2 protein-coding genes are annotated in these 19,321 nt (G+C 75.5%); both read right to left on the bottom strand.

Translation table 11 applies throughout. The features are described from left to right. Positions 1 to 66 precede the first annotated feature (66 nt). On the bottom strand, positions 67 to 3,564 hold the full coding sequence (locus OG500_RS34740) for an amino acid adenylation domain-containing protein (RefSeq protein WP_329586154.1): 3,498 nt from the start codon (positions 3,562 to 3,564) through the stop codon (positions 67 to 69). Continuing rightward, a complete protein-coding gene (locus OG500_RS34735; RefSeq protein WP_329586151.1) occupies positions 3,561 to 18,437 on the bottom strand; it encodes an SDR family NAD(P)-dependent oxidoreductase in 14,877 nt (4,958 codons plus the stop codon). The genes OG500_RS34740 and OG500_RS34735 overlap by 4 nt, the downstream gene beginning before the upstream one ends. Between the last annotated feature and the right edge of the window lie 884 nt (positions 18,438 to 19,321).

Below are 19,321 nucleotides of genomic sequence, written 5' to 3'. Positions count from 1 at the left end.
TGGTACCCGTCTCGGATCGGATTGCTGAGGTGCTGGCGGGGTCTGCGGTGGGTGGGGCGCTCCCGGTCACGGCCGCCCCCGCCGTCGGCCGCGCCGCTGTTCCAGTGCGGCGGTGTCCCGGCCGCGGCGCGGCTGGGCGGCTTTCGCCGGTCCGGCGCCCTCGTCCTCGCCGGCGGCCAGGTGGGCCGCCATCGCCCGGACGCTCGGGTGGCCGAACATGTCCAGCCGGGTGACCGGTCGCCCGAGCCGCTCGCGCAGCACCGCCGCCACCGAGGTCAGCTTGAGCGAATCCCCGCCCAGGTCGAAGAAGTTGTCCTCGGCGCCGACCCAGTCCAGGCCCAGTGCCTCGCACCAGACCTCGGCGATCCGGCGCTCCAGGCCGGTGCGCACCGCCGCCGCGCCGCCCGCGATCCGGGCCACGCCGGGCCTGGGCAGCGCCTTGCGGTCGATCTTGCCGTTCGGCGTGAGCGGCAGCTGCGGCAGCACCACGACGGCGGCCGGGACCATGTAGCCGGGCAGGCCCTCGCGCAGCGCCTCGCGCAGCCCGGCGGGCGGGGCGAGCGCGGCCGTGCCGGTCGCGTAGGCCACCAGGCGGCGCTCGCCGGGCTGGTCCTCGCGGACCAGCGCCACCGCGGCGGTCACCTCGGGCAGCCGGCGCAGCGCGGACTCCACCTCGCCCAGCTCGATCCGGAAGCCGTTCAGCTTGATCTGGCCGTCGATCCGCTCCAGGTACTCCAGCCGGCCGTCCGGCAGGTGGCGCACCAGGTCGCCGGTGCGGTAGGCCCGGCCGGTGCCGCCGGGGGCGGTCACGAAGCGCTCGGCGGTCAGCTCCGGCCGGCCGAGGTAGCCGTCGGCGACGCCGTCCCCCGCGATGTACAGCTCCCCCGGGATGCCGGGCGGCACGGGCAGGCCGCGCTCGTCCAGCACGTGGCAGCGGGTGTTGCCGATCGGACGGCCGACGGTGACCGGCGCACCGGGGTGCACCCGCTCGACGGTCGACCAGATGGTGGTCTCGGTCGGGCCGTACATGTTGTACAACTCGCCGACTCTGGTAACGAGTTGCTCGGCCAGTGCGGTCGGCAGCGGCTCGCCGCCGCAGAGCGCGCGCAAGCGTGGGTCGCCGGGCCAGCCGGCCGCGAGCAGCATCTGCCAGGTGGTGGGGGTGGCCTGCAGCACGGTGGGGGCCGAGCGCTCGACCACCTCGCGCAGCGCGAAGCCGTCGGCCGCCACCGCGGCGGGCAGCACCTCGACGGTCCCGCCGCGCACCAGCGGCAGGTAGAGCTCCAGGCCGGCGATGTCGAAGCAGACGGTGGTGAGCGCCAGCAGCGAGTCCTGGGAGCCGAAGCCGGGCCGCCGGGCCATCGTCCACAGGAAGTTGACCAGCGCCCGGTGCCCCACCTGGACGCCCTTGGGCACGCCGGTGGAGCCCGAGGTGTAGATGACGTAGGCCGGTGCCTCGGGCACCGAGCGGTCCACGGGCTCGACGGGCGCCTGCTCCGGTGCGCTCCGGGGGGCGGCGAGCACCGGGGTGACCGGGAAGGCCGCGAGCGTCGCGCTCAGCGCCTCGTCGGTGAGCACCAGCCGGGCGCCGGAGTCCGCCAGCATGTGGCCGATCCGGGCCGGCGGGTAGATCGGGTCGATCGGCACGTAGGCAGCGCCGGTCTTCAGCACCGCCAGCAGGCTGATCAGCAGCTCCGGGGAGCGCTCCAGGTAGACGCCGACCAGGGAGCCGGGGCCGGCGCCCAGGTCGATCAACCGCCTGGCCAACTGGTCGGCGCTCTGGTCCAGTTCGCCGTAGCTCAGCTCGCGGTCCGCGAACCGGAGGGCAGGGGCGGCCGGGGCGGCGCAGGCGAGGTCGGCGACGAGTCCGGTCACCGTGCGCCCGCTCGGGTACTCCTCGGCGGTGTCGTTCCAGGCATCCAGCAGCAGCGCGCGCTCGGCGGCGGTCAGCAGCGGCAGGCGGCCCAGCGGCTGTGCCGGTTCGGCCGCCGCGGCGGCGAGCAGGAGCGCGAAGTGTGCACCGAGCCAGCTCTGTTGCGCGTCCGTCAGTTCGCTTCCCTGGAAAAACACTTCGCCGGTCGAGTCGATCCTGATGACCAGCGCCCTGTCGGTGGAGGCGAGTTCGCTGCCGGGCAGCAGGACCGCGACCGGCAGCGCGGCGCGGGCGGCCCCGGCCAGCTGCGGGTGGCGCAGCAGCAGGTCGCGCCGGTAGGGCGGGCGGGACCGCAGCGCGGCGAGCTCGGCGCCGAGCTGCTCGGCCAGCTCAGGGAGGGTGCGCTCCAGCAGCTCCTCCGGGGCCCGCAGCGGCAGCTCGGCCGCCAGCAGTCCCCCGGGCGCACCGCCGGGCACCGGCAGCGCGACGTCGCGCTCGCCGCCGCGGCAGAGCCGGGCCAGGAAGGCGAGCACGGCGGCCAGCGCGAGGGGCGCGGGGTCGGCAGCGGCGGCGCGCAGTGGCTGCAGCACGACCGGGCCCACCGGCCGCTCGTCCTGGCCGAGTTCGCCGAGTCGGCCGAATCGCGGCGGCAGCACGGGCTCCAGCTGCGCGAGGACGCGCAGCCAGCGGCCCTCCGCGCGGTGCGCCGCGCGGCCGTCCGCCGCCAGCCGGGCCACCTCGTCCTCGGTGAGCCCGGTGAAGCGGCCGGCGTGCCGGGTGGCGAGGGTCCCGGCGAGGGCGACCAGGTCGACCCGCTCCCCCGTGAGCCACGCCAGCGCGGTGAGCCGCACGTCCCGGTCGACGGTCGCCACGGTGATCGCCTGCGGCGTGGCGTCGACCACGGTGCCCGGCTCGGCGGTGGAGAGCCGGTCGGTGACCTCCACGCCCTGGACGGCCACCAGGGCCTGTCCGGTCCCTGGGTCGTCGCCGAGGGCGAGCAGCGCGGTGCCGAAGTCGTTGCGCCGGCGGCCGAACGCGGTGGCGCGCACCAGGGCGTCCAGCTCCGCGGCCGGGCGCTGCCAGTCGAAGAGCCCGGCGCGCGGCAGTCCGTCGTACTTGCCGTGGTAGCTGCGCAGTCCAAGGTCCTGCGGGGTGCGGGTCGCGGTACCGGCCGCCAGCTCGTCGACCAGCTCGGCGAAGGACTCGATGCCCGCCTCGAAGCAGGCCACGTCCAGGTCGTGCACGGTGGCCGCCGGGCCGACGGGGACGGCGCGCTGCTTGAGCACGTCGCCGGTGTCGGCCTCGCTGGTCATCACGTGCCAGGTGACGCCGTGCTGCTTGTCGCCGTCCAGGATGGCCCAGCTGGTGGCGAAGAGACCGGCGTGCCGGGGCAGTGGGCCGTCGTGGAAGTTGACCGGCAATCGGGCGGGCAGCGCCAGCACCTCGTCCGGCAGGATCCGCAGGTTGGCGATGCTGAACAGGTAGTCGAAGCGCAGCGGCGCCAGCCGCTCGGCCAGGTCGGGCCCGAACGGCACGGCCGCCAGCCCCTCGGCCCGGGCCCAGCCGAGCAGGTCGTCCGACGGGGAGACCACGGCCGTGACCGTGTGCCCGCGCGCCAGCAGCAGCCTGGTGCACTCGACCAGCAGGGCCTCCTCGCCCACCACCACACAGCTGAACGGCTCCGCGCTCATCGTGCGCCTCCTTCGGTCTCGCCGCGCTGGGCGAGCAGTTCGGCCAACAGCTCGTCGACGGCCGCGTCCGACAGGCCCGCCACCAGGCTCTCGACCTCGCCGGCCGGGGCGGGTTCGGGCGCCTGCTCCGGTGCTGGGGCGTTCGCCGGGATCGGGGCCCGGGGCGGGGTCTGGGCCGGGATCGGGGCCCGGGGCGGGGTCTGGGCCGATGCCGGGGCCGGGGTCCGGTTCGGGGCCGGTGGTGCTTCGGCGCGGAAGTGGTCGGCGAGGCGGCGGATGGTGATCCGCTCGAACAGCAGCGTCGCCGACTGCGGGCCGTAGACCGCCTCCAGCGCGCGGGTGAGCTCCAGCGTCACCAGCGAGTCCACCCCGTAGTTCTCGAAGGTGAGGTCGGGGTCCAGCTGCTCCGGGGCCATCTCCAGCACCTTGGCGAAGACCGCCGTCACCCGCTCCAGCGCGTCGTCCCGACCGGTTGGAGCCGGGGTCACGGGCTGGAGCTGCGGCTGGAGTCGGGCGTGGTCCGCGATCGGCGCGGCGGCCGGCACCAGGCCGTCGCTGACCGCGGCGATCACACTCTGGAAGGCCGGGCCCGCCTCCGTGGTGGGCGAGGCCGCGTCCAGGTGGCGGAACCCGCAGGCCGCCAGCGCGTCCCGCCACTGCCGCTCGCTCGCCAGCGGGGAGCCGGGCAGCCGCTGCTCGGGGTCGGCGAAGAGCCACCAGCCGGTGGTCAGGCCGAAGATCAGCGCCAGCTGGTGCTGGGCCCGGGTGCCCTCGACGAGCAGCAGCACGCCGCCGGCCCGCAGCAGCCGCTTGGTCTGCGCCAGGGTGTGGCCCAGCCGGCCGGTGGCGTGGAAGACGTTGGTGCCGAAGACCACGTCGTGCTCGCCGAGCACCACCGGCCCGCCGGACAGCTCCGCCTCGATGTCCAGCACCTCGAACCGTGCGAAGGGGTGCTCCGCGCCGAAGCGCTGGCGCCCCTTGCGGACGAAGGCCGGGGAGACGTCGGTGAAGAGGTAGTCGACCGAGTCGGCGTACGGCGCAAGGGCGGCGAGCACCGCCGCACTGGTCCCGCCGGTCCCGGCACCGACCTCCAGCACCCGCACCGTGCTGCCGGGGGCGGCGGCCAGCCGGGCCTCGACCTGCTCGACGATCAGCCGGCCCACCTCCGCGTTGCAGCGGTCGGTGACCGGGTCGCCCCGGTAGACGGCGGCCACCCGCTCCGGCGAGCCGTCGGGGAAGAGCACCTCCATGGCACCGATCCGCCCGGTGAGCACCTCGGGCAGCACCGCCAGGCAGTCCCGCAGCAGCTCGGCCACCGGGGCCACGCTCTTCTGACGGTCCATCAGCTCGTCGAGCTCGCGGACCACGTCGGCCTCCCGCTCGACCGCCCGGCCCGCAGCGCTCAACCGATCGCCCTCGATCCGCAGGTACCCGGCGGCGGCCAGCATGTCGAGCTGCGCCTGGAAGAGCGCGGCGTGCTCGGCCACCACGCCCAGCCGGGCGGCCGTTTCGGCGCGCGATTCGCCGCGCCCGGCCGGCCCTTCGAACAGCCCGGCCCGGTGCAGCGCCGCCGCCAGCAGGCGGTGGGAGATATCCTCCAGCTCCGCCACTGCGAGCTGATGATCCATCAACTCACCGTCGGGCAGGCCGGTGTGACGGGAGCGGACGACGGGCAGCGCGGCCGGGGCGCTGCCGGGCAGCACGGTCAGGGTGCGGTCCGGTGCGACACCCAGGTTGTCCAGGATCCGCTGGTCGGCGTCGAGCGCCAGCAGTTGGGGCAGTTCGCCGCCCAGTAGCCGCTCGACCACGGCCATGCCGTGCTCCGCCGTCATCGGCCGGATGCCGGCCGCCGCGAAGCGGCGCAGCACCCGCTCGCGCGCCTCGTCGCCGCCCGCGTGCCAGTAGCCCAGGTTGAGCACCTGCACCGGGAAGGGCAGGGTGCGGGCGGCGTGCAGCGCGTAGGCGTCGGCGAAGGTGCAGCCCGCCGCGTAGCCCGCCTGGCCGTGGTTGCCCTCGAAGGCGACGCCGGAGGAGTAGAAGAGCACGAAGTCCAGCTGCTCCTGGCGGCTTGCCCGCAGCACGCTCCAGGTGGCGTCCGTCTTGGACTGCAGCGCCGCGCGCAGGTCGGCCTCGGGCAGTTCCCGCACCACCTGGTTGACCAGCACCATCGCGGCGTTGACCACACCGTGCAGGGCGCCGAACTCCCGCTTGGCGAAGGCGATCGCCTCGCCCAGCGCGACCGGGTCGGTGGCGTCCAGCGCGAGGTGGCGCACCTCGGCCCCGGCCGCCGTCAGCTCGGCGATCGTCCCGCGCCGCTGGTCGTCCAGCGGGGAGCGGCCGACCACGACCAGCTTGGCGCCGTAGGCGCGGGCCAGGTACCGGCAGGTGTCCCGCCCCACGGCACCCAGGCCGCCGATGATCAGATAGACCCCACCGCGCCGCAACCTGCTGCTCTCCAGTGGGAGTTCGACGCGCTCCAGCTCCCGCACCCGCCGCACTCCGCCGCGCACCGAGACCGGCACCGGCCTGGCCGCGAACGGCTCGGCCACCACCTGGGCCACCGCGGTGGCGATCTCGGCCGCGCGCAGGTCCAGCAGCGCGACCCGCAGGTTCGGGAACTCCTTGCCGACCACCATCGCCAGCCCGGCCAGCCCGGCGGCCCAGGGCCGCGAGTCGTCGCCCGGCTCCAGCGGGTGGACGCCGGTGGTGACGACCTTCAGGCCCACCTCGCGCTCCAGCAAGCGGTGCCGGTCCAGTGCGCGCACCAGGCGGTAGAGCGAGACCGCGCTCTCGTCCAGTGCCGCGCGCACGCCCGCACGGTCGGCGGGCTCCCGGTCCGGCTCGGCGCCGAGGAAGTAGATCAGCTCGGGGCCGCCCGCCTCGGTCAGCGCCCGGTCCAGCTGTGCCTCGGTGAGGCCGCCGGGGCCGATCGGCAGCCGCACCAGCCGCGCGCCCCGGTGGGCCTCGGCGAGGCCCGCGGCCAGCGCCCCGTCCGGCCCCGCGGCGTCCAGCCGGGCGCCGACCAGCAGCACCCGGTCGACGGGCGCCGCAGCGCCTGCGGCGGCCCGAGGCGTCCAGGTGGGCCGGTAGCCGACCTGGAGGGGCGGCTTCGCCTCACGGTAGGTCAGGCCGGTGAAGCGCACCCGCACCGCACCCGCCTCGTCCAGCACCAGCACGTCGCAGCGGTCGGGCCCGGTCTCCCGGACGTGCGACCAGCCGGTCGGCGGCACCGGGCCGAAGACCTCCACCCGGTCCACCGCGAAGGGCAGCATCGGCCGGGCCTGCCCGCCCCGGCGCCGTACCAGCAGCGCCGCGACAGTGTGCAGCGCGGCGTCCAGCACGCCGGGGTGCAGCGGGTGGACCGCCTCCTCGGTGGCCGCGCCGATCCGGCCGAGCACCTGGTCCGGTCCGGTCCACACCTGCTCGACCCGGCGGAAGAACGGCCCGTACGGCAGCCCCTGGCCCGCGAGCAGCCGGTAGAAGGCGTCCCGCTCGGGGCCGGCGGCCAGGCCCGCCCGCAGCACGGCGATGTCCACCGCCTCGGGCGCGGGCGGCGCGGCCACCAGCCGGCCGCGCGAGCGGACGGCGCCGTCGGCGCCCAGCACCTCGTAGCGCTCGCCGTGCTGCTCGTGCTGCTCGTCCTCGAAGCGGACGGTGACCTGCTCCTCGGCCCCGGCCACGGCCAGCGGGGCCAGCCAGCGCACGTCCGCCAGGGCCTGGCCGGTCAGTCCGCCGCGGGCCTCGGCGACCAGGTCGAGGTGCCCGACGCCGGGCAGGATCGGGCGCCCGCCGACCACGTGGTCGCGCAGCACCGGTGCGCCGGCCGGGAGGAGCCGCCGCCAGGTCCGGGCAGTCCGGTCAACTGCCTTACTGGGTACAGCGGTTACCGGTGCGGTGAGGTCCAGCCAGTGCCGGACCCGCTCGAACGGGTAGCTCGGCAGCGGCACCCGGCGCCGGGCGGCCGGGCGCAGCCGGTGCACCAGGTCCCAGTCCAGGGTGATGCCGGAGACCCAGAGCCGGCCCAGCAGGTCGTCCTCGCCCGCCCGCACCTGGGCCGCCAGGAACTCCTCGCCGCCACTGCCCTCGGTGAACAGGCCTTCCAGCGGCGGATGTTGCTTCACCTGCCCGTGGTGCAGCCACTGGCCGCCCTCGCCGCGTGCGACGGCGGCGAACCGCTCGGCCGCCTCGGCGAGGTCGGCGGCGACGAAGGCCAGCCGCTCGCCCATCGGCTCCCGGCCCACCCGCAGGGTGAAGGCGAGGTCGGCGAGCCGCACCGGCTGCGCCGGGGCGCTCAGTGCGCGCCCCAACTCGGCCGCGTAGGCCCGCAGTCGGTCCTCGGTGCGGGCCGAGAGCACGATCAGCTCGGGCAGCGGAGGCTGTACAGGCTGCGGAAGCTGCGAGGGCTGCGAGGACTGCGGGGCGAGGTACTCCTCCAGGATCACGTGCGCGTTGGTCCCGCCCGCCCCGAAGGAGCTGACGGCGGCCCGGCGCGGCAGCACCCGGCCGTCGGCGTCGCGCGGCTGCGGCCAGGGCGCGGTCTCCCGCTGCACGGTGAACGGCGAACGGCCGAAGTCGATGACGGGGTTGGGCTCTTCGGCGTGCAGCGTGGGCAGCAGCGTGCCGTGCCGCAGCTGGAGCACCGCCTTGGTGACACCCGCAATCCCGGCCGCGCCCTCCAGGTGGCCGATCGCGGACTTCACCGAACCCAGCGCGCAGAACCCGGTGTCGGTGGTGTGCCGGGCGAACGCCTGCGCCAGCGCGGTGTGTTCGATCGGGTCGCCGAGCGCGGTGCCGGTGCCGTGTGCCTCCAGGCAGCCGATCGACCGGGCGCTGATGCCCGCGGCGGCCAACGCCTGCTCGACCAGGGCCTGCTGGGCGTGCGGGTTGGGGACGGTGAAGCCGCTGGTGCGCCCGCCGTGGTTGACGGCGGTGGAGCGGATCACGGCGTGGATCGTGTCGCCGTCCGCGACCGCCCGCGAGAGCGGCTTGAGCAGCACCGCGCCGACGCCCTCGCCCGGCACGTACCCGCTGCCGCCCGCGCCGAAGGCCCGGCAGCGGCCGTCGGCGGAGAGCATCGTCTTGCGGCTGAGGTGCACGTACTTGTCCGGGTGCACGGCCACGTTGACGCCACCGGCGATGGCGTAGGAGCACTCGCCGCGGCGGATGCTCTCGCAGGCCTGGTGCAGCGCCACCAGCGAGGCCGAGCAGGCGGTGTCCACCACCACGCTGGGCCCGCGGAAGTCGCCGAAGTAGGAGACCTGGTTGGCGATCGCGGACCGGTTGGCGAGGACCACCTGGTGGTTGCCGCGTGCCGACTCGGCGGCGGCGAGGATGGCGTAGTCGTCCCACATGACGCCGACGAAGACGCCGACGTCGTGCCCCTGGCCACCGAACCGGGGTGCGGGGATGCGCGAGGGCGGGTAGCCCGCGTTCTCCAGCGCCGACCAGGCCGTCTCCAGGAAGAGGCGCTCCTGCGGGTCCATCGAGCGGGCCTGCATCGGCGAGATCTGGAAGAAGAGCGAGTCGAAGGAGTCCACGTCGGACAGGAAGCCGCCCCAGCGGCTGTAACTGCGGCCCGGCGCCGCGGGATCGGCGTCGAACAGCGCCTCGGCGTCCCAGCGGTCGGCGGGGACCTCGGTCACGCAGTCGCGGCCGGCCGCGAGGTTGCGCCAGAACTCGTCCAGGTCGCGGGCCTGCGGGTAGCGCCCGCTGATCCCGATGATCGCGATCGGCTCCTCGGTGGCCGACTGCGGGCGCACCGGGGTGCTCACGGCGGGGACGGGGGCGGCAACCGGCTCCGTCCGGTGGTGGGTCGGTGCGGGGGCAGCGGTTTCGGGGAACCTGCGGGCCACCGCCTCCGGGTGCTCGGCGAGCAGGTGGTCGGCCAGCTCCTCCACGGTGCGGCACTCGAAGAAGACGGTGCCGCGCAGCCCCGGGAAGTCCTTGCCGAGCAGGGTGTTGGACTCCATGACCAGCACCGAGTCCAGACCGTAGTCGTCGAGCGCGACGCGGCTGTCCAACCGCCCCGCGGGCAGCTTGAGCACCCCGGACAGCACCGTGCGCAGGTGCTCGACCACGGCGGCCCGGGTGCGCCGGCCCTCGCTCGCCGGAGCGGTCACCGGCGCGGGGGTGGAGACGGGCGCGGGGGTGGCGAGCGGCGCGGGCCGCGGCGGCTCGCCCAGCAGCGCAGCATCCAGTGCCGCCGCCTCGCCCCAGGCGGGCAGCAGCCAGGGCGCGTCGCCGGCCGTCAGCGCGTACTCGAAGGCGCCCAGCCCCTGTTCGGCGGTGAGCGCGGGCATGCCGCTGCGCCGGGTGTAGGCGGTCAGCTCCTCCTCGCGCACCAGGGCATCGACCCCGCCGACCGACCAGAGCGGCCAGTCCAGCGCGAGGCTGCGCCCGCTGCGGGCGCCCTCGCGCACCCAGGCCTGGCGGCGCGCGGTGTAGAGGTCGGCGAAGCGGTTCGCCGTGGCGTAGCTCGCCGCGCCGAAGTCGCCGACCAGCGAGGAGACCGAGGAGAAGACCGCGAAGAGGTCGAGGGCGTCCGCGCGGGTCAGCTGGTCCAGCTGGACCAGGCCGCGGGTCTTGGCCGCCAGCACCCGAGCGAAGCGCTCCCGGCCGCCGTCGGTGGCCCGGCCGTCGTCGGCCACCCCGGCCAGGTGGAACACCCCGTGCAGCGCACCGAAGCGCTCCCTGGCCATGGCCAGCGCGGCGGCCAGCTCCTCGGCCCGGGCCACGTCGGCGCGCAGCGCGAGCACCTCGGCGCCGCGCTCGGCCAGCGACTGCTGCCAGCGCGCCGCCTCGGCGTCCGGCGCGGAGCGGCCGATCAGCACCAGGCGGGCCCGGCAACTGCGCGCCAGGTGCTCGGCCAGCAGGCGGCCGATCGCGCCGCTGCCGCCGGTGATCACGTAGACGCCCTGCTCGCGCAGCGGCGAGTCGGCAGCGGCGCCGTCCGGCAGCGGTTGCAGCGCGCGCAGCTCGCGGTCGCCGGCCGGGGTGCGGCGCACCTCCAGCCCGGCGGCGCGCGGCGCGGCGCGCAGCTCGACGGCCAGCGCGGCGGCCAGTTCGGCGGCGGGGGCGCTGGCGGGCAGGCCCAGGGTGAGCAGTTCGAAGCGCGGGGCGATCGCGCCGGTGGAGCGGGCGAACCCGGCCAGCGCGGCGCGGCCCGGGCGGTCCTGCCCGTCGTCCTGCAGGTGGGCGAGCAGGCAGCGCACCCGGCCCCGGAGCGCGCCCGACTCGGCGGCGCGCAGCACCTCCAGCACGGCGAAGCAGGCCTGGTCCAGCTCGGCGTCCAGCGCCAGGGCGTCGGTGGAGTCCTGCCCGAGGGCGGGCGCGTCGGCCAGGCCCGCGACGAACGCCACGTCCAGGCCCGGCAGTTCACCGAGTTCGGGGAGCAACGCGCCGATCCGGTCGGGGTCTTCGGCGATGGTGACGATCCGCTGCCAAGCTCCGGTCGCGGCCAGGGCGGGCTCCAGGCCCGGCAGTTCGCCGACCAGCAGCAGGGTGCCGGCCGTCGCACCGGGCTCCGGCTCGGCGGCGGCATGCCAGTAGGGCTGGTAGGCGCGCGGTGAACCGCTCCCGGGGCTCGGGGCGTTCGGCATCCGGCCGGCGAAGTCCCGCAGCTCGGCGAGCACCTGGCCCTGCTCGTCGTGGACGGTGAGGTCGAAGCGGCGCACCCCGGCGGTCTCCGAGACCAGCCGGGCGTGCGCGTAGACGACGGCGGGCAGCGGGGCGAACAGCTCGACGGCGCCGAGGCTGAACGGCACGGCGAGTTCGCCGGCGCGGGGCGCGGTGCTCCGCCCGGCCCAGTGGCAGGCCCGCAGCGCGCCGTCGAGCAGCGCCGGCGCCGGCTCCACGCCCGCCGCCGCCTCGGGGCCGGACAGCTTCAGCAGCGCCTCGGCCGGGCCGCTGCGGATCTCGTCGATGACCTGGAAGGAGGGGCCGTAGCCGAAACCCGCGGCCCGGTAGTCGGCGTAGGCGCCGGCCCGGTCGCGCACGGGGGCGAGCCGGGCGCGCAGCGCCGCCAGGTCGGTGGCGGCGGGCGCGGCGGCCGGTCCGGGGACGGCGCGGCCCCGGGCATGGGTGACCCGGCCCTGCGCGCCCTCGCTGTACACCTCGAAGTCCAGCGCCTGCGGGCCGGGCCGGAAGGCCGCGTAGAGCGCCAGCTCGCCGGCCGGCAGCTCGATCGCGCGGCCCCAGACCACCTCGTGCAGCGCGTGCCGCACGCCCGGCTCGACCAGCGCGGCGGCGGCCCGGACGAACTCCAGGGTGGCCGCGCCGGCGAGCAGCGCCCGGCCCTCGATCACGTGGTCGCGCAGCAGCGGATCGCCCGCGCGCAGCGTCTTGCGCAGCCGCAGCTCCGACACGGTGGACTCGTTGGCGTCCACCAGCGGGTGCAGCGCCTGGGCGCCGGGCGCGGGCGGGGTCAGCTCGATCCAGTAGCGCTCGGCGGCGAACGGGTAGCGCGGCGCGCGCACCCGGCGCGGTGCCGGGCCGGGGCGGTCGGTGTGCTGGGCGGCCCAGTCCACCTCGGCGCCGGCGAGCCAGCGCCTGGCCGGCTCGGCTATCGGCGGGACAGGCCCTGGCTCGAACGCCGCGCCGCCGTCGGTGAGTTCGGGCAGTGGGCCACCGGCGGCGAAGTCGCGCAGCGCGGCGAGGATGCTGGCGCCGTCGGTGGCGAGCACGGCCAGCCGGGCCGCCATGGCCTCGCGGCCCACCTGGGTGGTCCAGCACAGGTCGGCCAGCTCGACGTGCTCGGTGGCCAGGAAGTGCGCCGCCTGTTCCGCGTAGGCGCGCAACCGCTCCTCGTCACGCGCCGAGAGCAGGAAGAGGACGGGCTCGGCGGTGCGCTGCTCGCCGGCCGGGCGGTCGGCGCGCGGGTCGAGGCGCGGCGACTCGGCCAGCACCAGGTGCGCGTTGGCGCCGCCCGCGCCGAAGGAGCTGAGTCCGGCCCGGCGCGGCTGGTCGCCCGCGGGCCAGTCGGCCGCCTCGCGCTGCACCCGGAACGGCGAGCGGTCGAAGTCGATGTTCGGGTTGAGCTCGGCCGAGTGCAGCGAGGGCACCAGGGTGTGGTGGGCGAACTGGAGCAGCACCTTGGTCAGGCCGGCCATGCCGGCCGCGGACTCCAGGTGCCCGACGTTGGACTTGACCGAACCGATCGGCCAGCGACCCGGCTCGGCACCGGCCGAGCGGTAGGCGTTGGTCAGGCCGGTCAGCTCGATCGGGTCGCCCAGCGAGGTGCCGGTGCCATGGGCCTCGATGTAGCCGATCTGCTCCGGGCCGAGGCCCGCCTGCGCCATCGCGGCGCTCACCGCGCGCTGCTGGGCGTGCGGGCTGGGCACCGTGTAGCCGTTGGTCCGGCCGCCGTGGTTGATCGCGCTGCCCAGGACGACGCCGTGGATCCGGTCGCCGTCGGCCAGCGCCTGCCGGTAGGGCTTCAGCAGGACGGCGCCGACCCCCTCGCCCGGCACGTAGCCGTCGCCGCCCTCGCCGAAGGCGCGGCAGCGGCCGTCGGAGGAGAGGAAGCGGCCCTGGCTGAGGAAGGCGTACTTGTAGGGGTGGACCGAGACGTTGACGCCGCCGGCGATCGCCAGCTCGCTCTCGCCCCGGCGCAGGCTCTCGCAGGCCAGGTGGATCGCGGTCAGCGAGGAGGAGCACATGGTGTCGAGCGCCAGGCTGGGGCCGGACAGGCCGAGGGTGTAGGAGACCCGGTTGGCGATGGTCGCGAACGAGGAGCCGGTCAGCGGGCCGCCGGTGCCCAGCACGTCCAGCGCGCCGTGGAACTGGTACTCGCCGTACATCACGCCGACGTACACGCCCACCGGGCGGCCGGACAGCTCGGCGCGCCGGTAGCCGGCGTCCTCCAGCACGTGCCAGGCGCTCTGCAGGAAGAGCCGCTCCTGGGGGTCCATCAGCTCGGCCTGGCGGGGCGAGATGCCGAAGAAGAGCGGGTCGAAGCGGTCCACGTCGCGCAGGAAGCCGCCCCAGCGGGTGTGGGCGCGGCCGGGTGCGGCCGGGTCGGGGTCGTACCAGCGGTCGCGGTCCCAGCGGTCCTCGGGGATCTCGCTGATGCAGTCGCGGCCCTGGAGCAGGTTGGTCCAGAACTCGTCGAGGTCGTCGGCCATCGGGTAGCGGCCGGCCAGGCCGATGATCGCGATCGCGTCGTTCTCGGGGGCGGGCTCGTTCTCGGGGACGGGCTCGGGCTCGGGCTCGGGGGCGATGCCGCGGCGGGTGCGGGCGGTCCGGGCCTGCCGCGGCGCGGCGGCGAGCGCCGGGAGCGCGGTGGTGGACGGGGTTGGCCGGTCGGAGGAGGCGCCGCGCAGGTCGGCGGCGTGCTGCTCGGCGAAGTAGTCGGCCAGCTCGCCCAGGGTCGCGTACTCGAAGAAGAGGGTCTTGGACAGGCCCGCGAAGCGGCGGTCCAGCTGACGGTTGAGCTTGGTGATCATCAGCGAGTCGATGCCGTAGCGGTCGAACGGCGCGTCGGCGGCGAGCTCCGCCGGGTCCAGGCCGGTCTCGGCGGCGATCAGCTCGCGCAGCAGGCGCAGGGCGTCGGCCCGCGGGTCCGCACCGCCGTCCGCACCGGTCTGCGCGGCGCGCTCGGCCGGGGTGGGGGAGGCAGCGGTGGGCGAAGCGGCAGCGGGCGAGGCGGCCGGGGCGAGCGCCGCGGCGATCCGCCCGGTGTCGCCGTAGGCCGCCAGCAGCGCACCGCGGGCGCCGAGGGCCTGCTCCAGCAGGGCCAGCCCGGTGGCGGTGGGCAGCACCCCGAAGCCCGTCCGCCCGGCGATCTCCGCCGCCGCCTCCGCGCTCTGCCGCATCCCGCCCTCGGCCCACATCGGCCAGGCGATCGCGGTCACCCGCGGGCTGCGCTCGGCGTAGGCCTCCAGGAAGGCGTTGGCGTAGGCGTAGTCGCTCTGCCCGGCGCTGCCGATGTGGGCGGCGATCGAGGAGAAGGCGAGGAAGAAGTCGAGCGGATCGTCCGCCGTGACCTCGTCCAGCGCGCGCAGGCCGGCCACCTTGGGGGCCAGCACGGCGGCGAAGTCGGCGTCGGTCTTGGTGAGGGCGAAGCCGTCGCGCAGCACGCCCGCGGCGTGCACGACTCCGTTGATCGGGCCGAACTCCTCGCGAATCTCGGCCAGTTGCTCGGCGAGCGCGGCGGGGTCGGTGACGTCGACGCGGCGGTGGACGGCCCGCGGGTCGAGCTCCGCGCCGGACAGCTCGCTGCGGCCCAGCAGCACCACCCGGGCATCGGCCCGGCCCAGCAGGAAGCCGGCCACGGCCCGGCCGAGGCCGCCTGCGCCACCGGTGATCAGGTAGAGGCCGCCGTCGCGGACGGCGACCGGCTCGGTGTGCGCCGCCGGGAGATGGTGCGGCAGCTCGCGCCCGGCGGCGGTGTACCGCAGTTCGGCTTCGTGCCCCGGGCCGGCCAGCTCCGCGCGGAGCGCCGCCGCCCCGTCCACACCCTCGGCCAGGCCGACCACCTGGAGCGCGAGCAGCGGGTTCTCCGCCCGCACGGCGCGGGCGAAGCCGGCCAGCGCGGCATACTCCGGCCGCGCGCCAGCGGCATCATGACGGTGCGTCAGCACTACCCGGACCGGCGCCTTCGGGCGGCCGCGGAGCAACTGCCGCACCAGGGCCAGCGCCTGGCCGGGCTCGGGCTCATCGGCCAGGACGGTGTCCGGGGCCGCGGCGAGCTGCGCGCCGGGGGCGAGCGCGGTGACCTGCTCGGCCCCCAAGGAGCGCAGCAGCTCGGCGAGTTCGGTGCGACGGTCCGCCTCGGCGGCGACCACCACCGCTCTGCCGATCCGCCGCCCGGGGGCCGTGACCGGCTCGGCCGAGGCCTGCGCCGCGGCCAAGGTCCATCGGCGCTCCAGCAGCGCCGAGTTGTGCGAGCCGGCCAGGACACGGACCGTCAGATCGCGCAGCTCGGCCAGCACCTGCCCGCGCGAGTCCAGCACGGTCAGCTCGGCGTGTGCGGTGCGCTCGCCGAGCCGCCCGAGCGCCACCCGCACCCAGCAGGGCCCGTCGACGGGTGCATGCACGCTCAACTCGCCGAGTGCCAGCGGCAGGAAGCCCTCGGCCGCCGATCCGTAGCAGCGGGCGAGCAGCACCACCAGGGCGTGCAGCGCGCCGTCCAGCAGTGCCGGGTTGAGCAGCGCGCCGGCCAACTCGGCCCCGGCGGGCGGTTCGAGCAGGGCGAGTGCCTCGCCCTCGCCGAGCGCCACCTCCGCCAGCGCCCGCATCCGGGGGCCGTACTCCAGTCCGTGGGACCGCAGTTCGGCGTAGCAGTCCTGGTGCGGGACCACCTCGGTGCACCGTGCGCTCAGCGCGTCGAGGTCGACCGCGACGGGCGGTTCGACGGCGCCGGTGCGGATCTCCCCCGCCGCGTACACCTCGTCCTGCTCGGTGATCTCGAAGCCGACCGCATCGCGCACCCGCCAGAGCGAGACCAGCGCGGTACGCGGTCCCCGGGCGTAGGAGAGGAGTTGGTCGAAGGAGACGCCGCGCAGCTGGACCGGGCCGCCGCTCTGGAGCTCGCCCGCCGCCCGGGCCAGCTCCAGGTAGCCGACCGCCGGCATCACCGGCTCGCCGCCGACGACGTGGTCGGCCAGGTAGAACTCGCTGCCCGAGCGGGTGCTGCGGTAGGCCAAGGCGTCCAGGGTGGAGACGTTCTCGTCCAGCATGGGGTGCGGGCCCTGACCGGAGACGGTCGCGGCGGGGGCCTTTGGGCCGGTCATCCAGCAGCGCCGACCCTCGAAGGGGTAGGTCGGCAGCGGCACCCGGCCGCGCTGCTGCCCCGCGAACCAGGCCTGCCAGTCGATGCCCGCCCCGGCCTCCCAGGCCCGGGCCACGGCCTCCCGCGGCCCGCCCGCGCGCACCGAGTCGACGCTCAGCACCAGGCCGCGCACCTCCTCCAGCGCCCCGCGCAGCGCGATCCGCGTTCCCTTGGCGGCAGTTGACGCCGCAGTGCTCAGTGCCGCGGCGGTCCCGGCCGCTGCGGCGGCGCCGTCGGCCAGGTCGAGCGCCCCGATCACGCAGGCGGCGGCGCGGGCCGCGAGGCCGTCGCCGTGCACCGCGACCGGGCGCAGGCCCCAGCCGAGCCAGAGCCGGCCGAGCGCGTACTGCAGCGCGAACGCCGCCCCCCGCTCGCCGTGCTCGCCCGCACCGGCCGCGAGGGCGGCCCGGTAGTGCTCGGCGAAGACCGGTTCGGTGGCGCACCACTGCTCGGCGAGGTCGCCGGCGCCGGTCACCTGCTCGGTGAGGACGAAGGAGAGCTCACCGCCCGCCGGCTCCGCCGGGATCGTGGACTCCCGCAGCGCACGGGCGAGTTCGGCGCGGTCGGTGCCGCAGACGGCGAGCCGGTACTCGTGCGCGCGGCGGCCCACCGCCAGGGTGTAGCCGATGTCGGCGAGGGTGGCCGCCGGTCCGCCGTCCGGCCGGTCGGCCAGGCTGTCGTCCAGGTGGTCGGCCAGGTGGTGGGCGGCCGTGCGCAGGGCGCTCGACGTCCGCGCGGAGAGCACCAGCACCTGTCGGCCGACCGCCTCCTCGGCGACCGGCGCCGGCGGCGCCTCCTCCAGGACGGCGTGGGCGTTGGTGCCGCCGATGCCGAAGGAGCTGACCCCGGCGCGCAGCGGGCCCTCCGCCCGCCAGGGCGCGGTGGTGGTGCTGACCGTGAAGGGGCCGGCGGCGAAGTCGATCGCGGGGTTGGGGGTGCGGTAGTTGAGGGTCGGCACCAGCGTGCGGTGCTTCATCATCAGCGCGGTCTTGATCACGCCGGCGACTCCCGCCGCGGCGTCCAGGTGGCCGAGGTTGGACTTCACCGAGCCGATCGCGCAGAATCCGGTCTCCTCGGTCTGTGCCCGGAAGGCCTTGGTGAGCGCGGAGACCTCGACCGGATCGCCGAGCCGGGTGGCGGTGCCGTGCGCCTCCAGATGGCTGATCGAGCGCGGGTCCACCCCGGAGACCGCGTGCGCCTCGCGGATCACGGCGGCCTGGCCGGCGGCGCCGGGCGCGGCGAAACTCACCTTGCCGGAGCCGTCGTTGTTGGTCGCCGTGCCCTTGATGACGGCGTGGACGGTGTCCCGGTCGGCGATGGCGTCGCTGAGCAGCTTGAGCACCAGGACGCCCACGCCGTTGCCGAGCACGGTGCCGCTGGCCTCGGCGTCGAAGGTGCGCACATGCCCGTCCTCGGACAGGATGGCGCCCTCCTCGTAGAGGTAGCCCTTGGTCTGCGGCAGCTTGACGGTGACGCCGCCGGCCAGTGCCATGTCGCACTCGCCGTTGATCAGCCCCTGGCACGCCAGGTGGATGGCGACCAGCGAGGTGGAGCAGGCCGTCTGCACCGTGTAGCTGGGGCCCTTGAGGTCGAGCTTGTAGGAGAGCCGGGTGGCCAGGAAGTCCTTGTCGTTGCCGACCATCACCGCGAAGTGGTTGGAGGTGGTGGTCTGGTCGACGTTGGGCAGCACCTGCTGCTGCAGGTAGGTGTTGATGGCGGCGCCGGCCCAGACGCTGATCAGCCCGTCGTAGCGGGCCGGGTCGTAGCCGGCGTGCTCCAGCGCGGCGTGCCCGGCCGTCAGCAGGATGCGGTGCTGTGGATCGGTGAACTCGGCTTCCGCCGGGGTGAATTCGAAGTACCCGGTGTCGAAGAGGTCCACGTCCGGGAGCACCCCGTGGGCCGGCACGTAGCCCGGGTCGTCCAGCAGCCGGGCGGGCACGCCGGCCGCGGCCAGCTCCTCGCGGCTGAACCGGGTGATGCCCTCGCGCCCCTCGCTCAGCAGTCGCCAGAAGGAGTCCAGGTCGTCCGCGCCGGGAAAGCGCCCGGACATGCCGATGATCGCCACATCCGTCTCGGCCGCGATAGGAACCTCGGGGCTGCTCACTGGCCCAACTCTCCTTCGTCCTGGTCCGTGCGCCCGACCGCACGGGGGCAGCCGGAATCACCCGCGGTGTCCCGGGTGCGAGAATGCGCGACAAAGTGTGCTGATCCCGGCAAGCGGGAGCGGGCACGGAAAAATGCGGCAGGACGAAATACCCGTGGGAGACGCTCCGGCACGCTGCCGGAATACGTGTCCTGCCGACCCCTGCAGGGCATGCCTCGAAATCACCTGGCCGACCGGGTCGGCGGCGTTCGAAGTGTGCCCAGGAAACCGGTGGCACCGGCAAGAGACCGCAGTGCCACCCACCCCAGCGGACTGGGCAGATCCCGCTACGACGTCCGGAACTTCATCGTGGCCCCCCTGTCAACTTCCGCCCGACAGAACAAGCGCCTGCTGGCCCCGCGGCCCCATCCCCGAGCCGCCGCACCGCAGTCAAATCCTTACAAGCTCCCCGTCTAAAGCGAGCCTAGCCCGAGCACCTGGCCAGATGCAATGAAAACTGGTGACGTGTGATCAACATGATGACGATACTTGCCAGTCGGGCACATGGTCGGGCACATGACAGTAACCCGGCGCCCGTCGCACCCCGCGAGGAGCCGACCTCGTACCCGCCAACTCCCCTTCGTACACGCCTTGATGAGTGATGCGACCCGCACTCCCCAGGTGGGACGCACCGACTCCCGGCCGCCGACCGCCCTGGTGGGCAAGCCCGCGCAAGGGAATGCTTGCGACGAGCGGGCAACCCGACAATGATGGCCGCGGGGGATCCCGATGACCCGCCATGCGTGTGCCCGGACCCGTGGCCGCCATCCCGAGTCGTCGATCTGTCGATCCGTCAGATGCGGTACATACCAATCACTTCGGCGCTGTCATCGGCGACCACCACG

Origin of the sequence: Kitasatospora sp. NBC_01250 (genome assembly GCF_036226465.1) — a bacterium.
Lineage (GTDB): Bacteria > Actinomycetota > Actinomycetes > Streptomycetales > Streptomycetaceae > Kitasatospora.
Note: the sequence above shows the minus strand (reverse complement) of the source record. Positions and strands in the feature narration are given on the sequence as shown.

What these genes read in the sequence shown, in the direction of transcription:
- OG500_RS34740 (WP_329586154.1), bottom strand. Translation starts at nt 3,564, where the DNA reads ATGAGCGCGGAGCCGTTCAGCTGTGTGGTGGTGGGCGAGGAGGCCCTG.